This window comes from Candidatus Protochlamydia sp. R18 (assembly GCF_000648255.1).
Lineage (GTDB): Bacteria > Chlamydiota > Chlamydiia > Chlamydiales > Parachlamydiaceae > Protochlamydia > Protochlamydia amoebophila.
Window position 1 is genome coordinate 1 of record NZ_BASL01000782.1, and the last position, 2,879, is coordinate 2,879.

At 32.6% G+C, this 2,879-nt stretch carries 2 protein-coding genes; both read right to left on the reverse strand.

Annotated elements, in window-relative coordinates; all coding sequences use genetic code 11:
- Positions 1-26: 26 nt before the first annotated feature.
- Positions 27-1,220, reverse strand: coding sequence for an alpha/beta hydrolase (locus TY19_RS10860; RefSeq protein ID WP_042282524.1), 1,194 nt, complete (start codon positions 1,218-1,220; stop codon positions 27-29).
- A 970-nt stretch (positions 1,221-2,190) separates the two neighbouring features.
- On the reverse strand, positions 2,191-2,879 hold a 689-nt coding region (locus tag TY19_RS10865), incomplete at its 5' end, for an alpha/beta hydrolase (protein ID WP_042280409.1).

A 2,879-nucleotide genomic window follows, 5' to 3' on the forward strand; every position in this document is an offset into this window, starting at 1 on the left:
TTGATTTTAGAGCTTACTTTTATGTGTTAATCTTTGGAACGTGCTTTTTTTCCTCCGAATTTAAAGGCAACAAATTTTTTAGAAAATCCTCCCGAAATGGTATTATTTTTCCCTTTAGAACAGACTATGGGAAGCTCCGAAGAGGATAATCCATCGAGAGTAAGAGAGAAAGAAGTACCTACTAGGCTGCTACCTTGTGCATCATCGTATATAAATTTAAAGACCTCTTGACTCTGAAAATAAGCACTGTGACCTTTCACAACGGAAGTGGTATTAATTAGGCAAACATTTTTTGCGATAGGTTTTTGCTGTATATTTTCACTGAGACGTCCAAGAGGTTGCGTAGAATCGATAACATGCAGCCATGGCAGGACTTTATCATTGCAGGAATAAAGCACATAGATGTTTTTAGCATTAGATAATGCCCGCTTCAAAGTGGTACATCCTTGACCATCACATTCAAAAATACTTTTTTCTTCAAGTGCTCCTCCAAGAAGGAAGAGTTTATCAATTTTTAGATCGATGCTTTGATTTAACGCGTGCATGGCAACTATTGTTCCCATGCTATGAGCTACAATGTCTACGCGTTCCGCTACTGATCGTATTGAATGCAATATCTCCGGTAGACGCTTTTCAGCTGCGTGCAATCCATTCTCTTTTGCTTGATTATATTGGTAAAATTTTGCGCAAGCAGGATATAAATAACCAATAACAGTGTCATATCTATTCCCAACTTTATCGGCAACGTTTCGTAATGTTTTCAATGCATTCTCATGTTTTACTGTGAATCCATGAATGAGAATTAAAATTTTACGATTAGAAAAATTTTTAAGATTAAAATCTGTGTATATTTGTATGTTTTCTTCCAAGTAAATTTGAACAGTAGAAGAAATAAGTTTGACATTCACTATTTGGGTCTCAGGCCAAAATTTATGCCGATCGGTAAAGTTCATACGATCGCTAATCAAATAAAGTTCTTTCTCAGAATCAAAGCTAGGACTAGAACTTTCGTCATCAGAGCTATGAACAGAACTTTCGTCCTTCGTTGAGACTTTTTGACTTATCACATCACTTTTTTTCTCACTATCCAAACAAGGTGGATTTGTATGTGTGTCGATTATGTCTAACAGACTATCAAAATACGCTTGTTCAGCCTTTGAATAAGCATGTATATGAAAAAGTGGTTTAGAATCCGGACTATCATAAATGTCATAATTCATTAAGACCTCCTAACGTGTTATTATAAGCATTTGTATACAACCTAATAAATTGGAAGTATTAATTTGTTAATTTAAAAACTGTTATTAATTCAATAATATAATAAAAATTTAATAGAATTATTATATTAAAATGTTTAAGATAATTCCATCAAAAAAATGTATAATTAAATTTATTAATTTTCAACGAATCAGTAAGAAACTATTAGAAAGCTTAATTTACCTTCAAAAATTAGTCCTATTTATTAAACCTATTGTTATTTCAAACATTTGATTATATCCTTCAATATTGTCAAATAAATTTTATTACATAAATATTCTATTTTATGACATTCATGCTCTAATAAATGAAAATGTAGGATTGTGCGACAAAACACTAATTTTAATTCCTCTGAATTAGCTATGGAGCTAATCAAGAATGTACGAATGACTTTTTTTCAAGAAATGCTTATTTCACTGAATTTGGGAGAATTTGTAATAAATAAAGTTGCTTAATTTATTTGAGGCTCAACATGAATTTAACAGATATCTTTCTAGGAAAAAGAAAATTCTTTGTGAAACAAAATTTATCGAAAAGTTTTTAGTAGTAAACTGGAAAATAAAGAATTGTATTTTAAAGCAGACTACAAAATGCGATAGCAAGGAAAGAGTTGCTTGAAAATAAATTCTCAAAAAATAACTGTATTTCGTTTAAAACTTAAGTTTTTTAGGAAAGCCTCCTTTTTGAAAATTTTTACTTGGTAGACAAAATTATACGGAAGATACGCTTGTTCTGATCTTTAAAACACGCAACTTTTGATCATACAACTATTTATTTTAGTAAGGATTGTATTGCTCGAATAACTTAAGCTCAAAATTTTTCGTTTTTATTCCTCATTCTATGCATAGGATAAGTTAATTGGCTCTAAAATGAAGGTAAAAATTACCCATTTGGCTGGAATTTGGCCTTGATTTTAGAGCTTACTTTTATGTGTTAATCTTTGGAACGTGCTTTTTTTCCTCCGAATTTAAAGGCAACAAATTTTTTAGAAAATCCTCCCGAAATGGTATTATTTTTCCCTTTAGAACAGACTATGGGAAGCTCCGAAGAGGATAATCCATCGAGAGTAAGAGAGAAAGAAGTACCTACTAGGCTGCTACCTTGTGCATCATCGTATATAAATTTAAAGACCTCTTGACTCTGAAAATAAGCACTGTGACCTTTCACAACGGAAGTGGTATTAATTAGGCAAACATTTTTTGCGATAGGTTTTTGCTGTATATTTTCACTGAGACGTCCAAGAGGTTGCGTAGAATCGATAACATGCAGCCATGGCAGGACTTTATCATTGCAGGAATAAAGCACATAGATGTTTTTAGCATTAGATAATGCCCGCTTCAAAGTGGTACATCCTTGACCATCACATTCAAAAATACTTTTTTCTTCAAGTGCTCCTCCAAGAAGGAAGAGTTTATCAATTTTTAGATCGATGCTTTGATTTAACGCGTGCATGGCAACTATTGTTCCCATGCTATGAGCTACAATGTCTACGCGTTCCGCTACTGATCGTATTGAATGCAATATCTCCGGTAGACGCTTTTCAGCTGCGTGCAATCCATTCTCTTTTGCTTGATTATATTGGTAAAATTTTGCGCAAGCAGGATATAAATAACCAATAACAG